The sequence below is a fragment of the Kitasatospora sp. NPDC007106 genome (genome assembly GCF_040634455.1).
Taxonomy (GTDB): domain Bacteria; phylum Actinomycetota; class Actinomycetes; order Streptomycetales; family Streptomycetaceae; genus Kitasatospora; species Kitasatospora arboriphila.
Genome location: NZ_JBEYFP010000385.1, coordinates 1 through 5,755, shown reverse-complemented (window position 1 = coordinate 5,755; position 5,755 = coordinate 1). Strand labels below are relative to the sequence as shown.

General features: G+C 76.4%; 6 protein-coding genes and 1 pseudogene. 6 read left to right on the top strand and 1 reads right to left on the bottom strand.

Features of this window, described 5'->3' with window-relative positions; translation table 11 throughout:
• The 6 genes from ABZ641_RS24110 to ABZ641_RS24085 form a co-directional block, all read left to right on the top strand.
• A partial coding sequence (locus tag ABZ641_RS24110; RefSeq protein ID WP_359984777.1) for an insulinase family protein occupies window positions 1-591 on the top strand: 591 nt, incomplete at its 5' end.
• A complete protein-coding gene (locus ABZ641_RS24105; RefSeq protein WP_359984774.1) occupies window positions 588-1,454 on the top strand; it encodes a hypothetical protein in 867 nt (288 codons plus the stop codon). The genes ABZ641_RS24110 and ABZ641_RS24105, both read left to right, overlap by 4 nt.
• 60 nt (window positions 1,455-1,514) lie before the next feature.
• Window positions 1,515-2,648 carry a hypothetical protein gene (locus tag ABZ641_RS24100; protein ID WP_359984772.1) on the top strand — a complete coding sequence of 378 codons (1,134 nt, stop codon included), beginning with the start codon at window positions 1,515-1,517 and terminating at the stop codon, window positions 2,646-2,648.
• A gap of 3 nt (window positions 2,649-2,651) precedes the next feature.
• Window positions 2,652-3,593, top strand: coding sequence for an ABC transporter ATP-binding protein (locus ABZ641_RS24095; protein ID WP_359984770.1), 942 nt, complete (start codon window positions 2,652-2,654; stop codon window positions 3,591-3,593).
• A complete protein-coding gene (locus ABZ641_RS24090) occupies window positions 3,590-4,345 on the top strand; it encodes an ABC transporter permease (RefSeq protein ID WP_344625397.1) in 756 nt (251 codons plus the stop codon). The genes ABZ641_RS24095 and ABZ641_RS24090 overlap by 4 nt, the downstream gene beginning before the upstream one ends.
• Window positions 4,338-5,150 carry a hypothetical protein gene (locus tag ABZ641_RS24085; RefSeq protein WP_344625398.1) on the top strand — a complete coding sequence of 271 codons (813 nt, stop codon included), beginning with the start codon at window positions 4,338-4,340 and terminating at the stop codon, window positions 5,148-5,150. Before ABZ641_RS24090 ends, ABZ641_RS24085 begins: the two co-directional genes overlap by 8 nt.
• 30 nt (window positions 5,151-5,180) lie before the next feature.
• Here ABZ641_RS24085 and ABZ641_RS24080 read toward each other — a convergent pair.
• Window positions 5,181-5,755 (bottom strand): annotated as a pseudogene (locus ABZ641_RS24080) (hypothetical protein); the annotation flags it as partial.

The window sequence follows — 5,755 nt, the reverse complement described above, 5'->3', positions numbered from 1 at the left end:
GCCCCGTCCGGCCCGGACGGACCCGGCCGCCCCGGACCGGTCCGCCCCGGCGGGGTCGACGCCTGGCCCGACGACTTCTGCTGGCTGCTCGCCGGCGGCCGCGCCCCGCACGCCACCGACCCCCGCCGGCACGCCCACACCGTCCTCGCCCACCTGCTGGGCGCCAGCCCGGCCTCCCTGCTGTACGCGCGGCTGCGCAACGAGGACGGCCTCGCCTACTCCTTCCGCTCCTGGTCGCGCAGCTACCGCGACACCGGGGCCTGGCGGATGCTCGCCGGCGCCGAACCCGGGAACGCCCCGAAGGTGCTCGACGCCTTCCGCGAGGTCCTCGCGCAGACCGCGGACGGCCGGGCCGGGCAGGAGGCCGTCGAGGCCGCCGTCCACCAGGCCGTGGTGGAGACGGTGCTCACCGCCGAGTCCCCGCTGGACCGCGCCGTCACCCTCGCCGAGCGCCGTGCCCTCACCGGGACGGACCTCGACCCGGACGAGGAGATCGCCGCCCTGCGCGGGGTGACCGGGGCCCAGGTCGCCGCCGCCGCACGGGAGCTGGCCGACGGGCTGGTCGTCGTCGTCCGCCCGGAGGCGGCGTGAACACCGCCGCCGGCCCGACCGCCGCCGGCCCGACCGCGCCCGGCCGGGACCCGTTCGCCGTCGGCCCCGCCTACCTGGCGGCCGCGGAGGACGCCGGCCTGCTGCACCGCCTCGACGGCCTGCCGGTGGTCGCCGGACCGTACACCGACCCGCTCACCGGCGAGACGCAGTGCCTGGTCGAACACGCCGACCCGGCCCTGCTCGCCGACCCCGGCCGCCTGCTCGCCGAGCTGTTCGCCCGCCACCCCGACTGCACCGCCGCCGTGCTGCGCACCCCCGCCGGCACGCCCGTCGACCCGCGGCTGCAGCCGCTGATCAGCTACCTCCACCTCACCCCGGACGCCGCCGCGACCGCGGGCCGGGCCGCCGCCCCCGCCGTACGGATCACCGAGGACGGCGGGCAGCACCGGGACCTCGTCCGAGGCTGGCTGGCGACCGCGGTCTCCGGAGCCCAGGTCGACCTCGGGACGGAGGTCGCCGAGGGGGCCGTCCGCGAGGCGGTCGAGGAGATCCTGCACGCACCGGCCCGGCGGACCTGGCTGGCCTGGGTCGACGGTCACGACCGCCCGATCGGCCACGCCACCGCCGTCACCGACGCCTACGACGACGCCGGCGGCACCCCGTTCGTCGACCTGGTGGACATCCTGATCGAGGACCCCGCGCACATCCCGGCCGCCCAGCCCGCCCTGGTGGCCGTCGCCGCCGCGGAGGCCGCCCGGCGCGGACTGCCGCTGGTCGGACACGTCTGCCACCACCGCACCGGACCCGGCCTGCCCCCCGACCCCGGCGCCGCCGTGGTGTCCGCCCTGCGCCGCCACGGCTGGCAGGAGTCCTACGGCTACCGCCGCGCCGACCGCCCTTGAGGTACTGGGGGCAGCCGCGCCCCTGAGTGGTCCCCCTGCCGACCGCCCCCTGGAGACGTCATGTCCGCAGACCCGCAGTCCGACTTCCCGCTCACGCTGTCGTTGCTCCACGAGCTGCTCGGCACCGACCCCGGGGACGGGGTCCGGCCGCTGCTCGCGGCCTCCCGGCAGGTCCGCGGTGTGCTCGCCCCGCTCGTCCTCTCGCTCGCGGCGCGCGAGGGCGTCCCGATGGGCACCGGTTCGCGCGGCGAACTCGACCGGATGCTCCGCCGCGCCGCGCACTACCGCGAACTCGCCGCGCTCGTCGGCACGGTGGAGGGCCTGCGGGTGATGAAGGGCCCGTCGCTGGCCCGGTACTACCCGGACGGGCTGCTCCGGCCGCCGGGCGACCTCGACCTGGTCGTCCCCGACGAGGCGGCGCTCTGGCAGGCCGTCGCCCTGCTCGGCGGCCGGCAGTCCTTCGAGGGCGCCGTCTACACCGAACTCCGCCAGGACGCCGTCGACCACCGCTTCGTCGGCCTGTGGTGGTACGGCGAGGACCCGTTGCTGGACCACGAGGCCGAGGTGGAGGTGGCCACCTTCGCCTTCGCCGGCGAGCCCGGCACCGTCCCGGTACGGGCCGCACTGCCCGCCGACCAGGTGCACGCCGACCTGCTCGCGCTCGCCGAGGAACGGTTCCAACGCCCGTTCACCGTGCGGGACTCCATCGACCTGGCGGTCGTCCTCGGCTCGCCGCTCGCGCCCGCCGCAGGTCCGCTCGCGGACACCGCGGCAGCCCACTGCCTGGCCCCGGAGCTGCTCGAACTCTGCGAGCTCACCGCTGGACGGCCCGGCCTCGGGGAGACCGTCCCGGCGGCGCTGACCGGTGCCCTGCGCGAGCCCGCCGCGGCCGAACGGCACCGCCGGGCCGCCCTTCCGGCACCCGCGGACCTCCCGGAGTCCGCCGGGGGAGCCGAGGACCGGCTCGCCGCCGGCCGCACCATCCACGGCCTGCAGTTGACCGCGCTGCGCGACGGCGTCCCCCGCGCTGCCGTGCACCACCGCTTCGACGGCGGGCTGATCTCGCGGACCCCGGTCGCGGACTTCCTGATGGTGACGGGCGAACTCGTCGACCCCGCCTGTCACGCCAGGGCGCTCGACGAACTCGACCGGCTCGACCCCTGGCCGGTCGCGGCCGGTACCGGAGGGTGGTGAACCGTGGCCGTCGTGGAGACCGACCGGCTCGGCCGGACGTTCACGGCCCGGCGCGGACGCCGGGTCACCGCCCTCGAAGGTGTCACCCTCACCGTCGAGCGCGGCCAGGTGCTCGGCCTGCTCGGGCCGAACGGGGCCGGCAAGACCACCCTGTCGCGGATCCTCACCACCCTGCTGCTGCCGACCTCCGGCACGGCCCGGGTGGCCGGCCACGACGTCGTCCGCCGGCCCCGCGAGGTGCGCCGCCGGATCGGCCTGGTGCTCGGCGGGGACCGCGGCCTGTACGGCAGACTGACGGCGCGTCAGAACCTGTCGTACTGGGCGGCGCTGCAGGGACTGGACGCGCGTGCCGCCGAACGGCGCACCGGCGAACTCCTGGAACGGCTCGGGCTGGCCGCCCGCGCCGGCGACCGGGTGGAGACCTTCTCCCGCGGGATGGTGCAGCGCGTCCACCTCGCCCGGGCGCTGCTCGGAGACCCCGAGGTGCTGATCATGGACGAGCCGACCAACGGCATGGACCCGCACTCGGCGGCCGGCTTCCGCACCCTCGTCCGCGAACTGCGGGACGCCGGGACGACCGTCCTGCTCACCACGCACGACATGCACGAGGCGCAGGCGCTCTGCTCCCACCTCGCGCTGATCGACCACGGCACGATCCTCCGGCAGGGTGCGGCCGACACCCTGCTCGCCGAGGTCTCCGCCCGGCGCACCGTCACCGCGACCGGCGTCCCGCCGCGCGCCGCCGAGGCCCTCGCGGGGCTGCCCGGCACCGAGGTGGAGCGCGGGCCGGGCGGCGCGGTCACCGTCCGCCCGGACGGCGCCGAGGCGCTCACCCGGGTGCTCGCGGTGCTCGTCGAGGCCCGCGCCGAGGAGATCTCGGTCGCCGCGCCCGGCCTCACCGAGGTGTACCGATCCGTCATCGAGGACCGGGAGTTCGTCGTTTGATCGCCGCCGCCCGGATGCAGGCCGTCCTGATCGTCCGCTCGCCGGACCTGCTCGCCACGCTCGCCGTCATCCCGCTGTACTCCCTGGTGTTCTTCTCCGCGCTCGTGCACCACCACCGGGAGTCCGCGGCCACCACCGTGGCCCTGACCGCCTTCCTGATGAGCCTGTGGTCGCACGCCGTCTTCGTCGCGGCCGAGACGGTCGACACCGACCGCCGCGAGGGCACCCTGGAGCCCTCGCTGCTCACCCCCGGCCGCTACCTCGCGGCGCTGGCCGTCCGGGTCGGCACCACCACCGCGCTCGGGCTGCCCGTGCTCGCCGAGGTGCTGCTGATCGGACGGTTCGGGTTCGGCCTGCCCGTCCGGATCGCCGAGCCCGGGCTGTGCCTGCTGGTGGCCGTGCTGACCGCGCTCGGGGTGGCCGCGACGGCCCTGCTGATCAGCGGTGTGATGATCCTCGTCCGAGGGGCCCGGGCCCTGCAGAACGCGCTCACCTACCCGTTCTACCTGCTGGCCGGGCTGATCGTGCCGATCGGCGTGCTGCCGGGGCCGGTCCGGGCCGTCGCCCGGTGCTTCTTCCTCGCCCACGGCGCCCAGCTGCTGCGCGACGCCGCGGCCGGCACCGCGCAGGCCGCCGGCCCGCGGGTCGCCCTGCTCGCCGCCCTCGTCGCCGTGCACCTGCTGCTCGGACTGCTCGTGCTGCGCAGGGTCCTGGCGTCCGTCCGCTCCGGAGAGGTGGCCCTCCATGCCTGAGCGCCGCAGTACCACCGTCGCCCTGTCGACCGCACTGCGGCAGTTCGGGCACGGGCTGCTCAGCAGTCACCAGGACTACCGGGCCATGTTCACCTGGCGTTCCTGGGCGGGCGGTTGGCTCGTCCGGCTGCTCTGCCAGGTGCTGTTCTTCGCGACCCTCGGCACCCTGCTGGGCTCCGCGCAGGCCACCGGCGAGATCGCCTTCGGCAACGCGGCCGCCCTCGGGCCGCTCGCCGCGCTCGGCGTGGTCTCCTCGACCGTCGGCGAACGGCGCTCCGGCACCCTGGAGTTCCTGCTCGTCACCCGGGCGAACCCCTTCCTGGTGCTGGCCTCCCGCGGCCTGCACTGGGTGCTGGACGGCATGCTCACCTCGTCCGTCGCCCTCGCCGTCGTGCCGCTGCTGCTGCCGGTGCCGCTGCACCTGCCCGCGCTGCCCGCCGTCGTCGCCGTCAACCTGCTGGTCTCCCTCAGCAGTTACTGCCTGGCGCTGACGCTCGCCGGGATCTCGCTGCGCCACCCCGAGTCCCGGATGTACCTCACCGCCGGGACGACCATCGGCTACCTGCTGCTCTGCGGCATCACCACACCCGTGCCGCAGGACGGCCTGCCCGCCCGGCTGGCGGCCGTCCTGCCGATCACGCACGGGCTCGCGCTGATGCGCCGCCTCGCCGAGGGCGCCCCGTTCTCCTTCGGGCCGCTGCTCGCCGAGGCGGGCGTCGCCCTGCTCTGGGGCGTCGCCGCGCACCTCACCCTCGGCCTCGCGCTGCGCCGGGCCGTCCGCACCGGCAGCCTGGTGCTGCACTGAGGGCGGTCGGCGTCCCGGCGCCGGGCGGTCTCAGCCGCAGTGCACGGCGCGGTTGCCGAGCGAGCGGGTGGTGGCGGTCTGCCCGGCCCAGGTGATGCTGCCGGAGCCGTTGATGCAGGTCTTCACCGCGGCCACCCGCACCGGACCGGCGAACTTGGCGAAGCTGCCCTGGTCCGTGGCGGTGGTGCCGGCGACCTTGCTGCAGCTCGCCGCCGCCGCGGTCTGGGAGCACCGGCTGATGCTCGCGCTCACCGCGGAGGCCGTGCCGTAGCCGCTGTTGACCGTCTTGATGGTGGCGGCGCAGTTCTTGCCGCTCGCGGAGTCGAACCAGATGTAGAAGTAGCCGAACACCACGCCCGACGCGGTGGTCACCGGGTAGCTGCCGACCAGGCCGCCGCTGCAGCCGTACGTGCCGGCCGAGGTCGCCGGGGACGGCGGCACCTTGGTCGGTCCGGCGGTGGTGGGCGTCCCCGGGGTGGCGGGGACGGTGCCCGGGGCGGGCGTCGTACCGGGCTGTCCACCGTCGGCCGGTCCGCCGCCCGTGGTGGCGGGCGCACCGGGCGTGGCACCCCCCCGGGTGCCGGGGGCGCCGCTCGTGCCCGCCC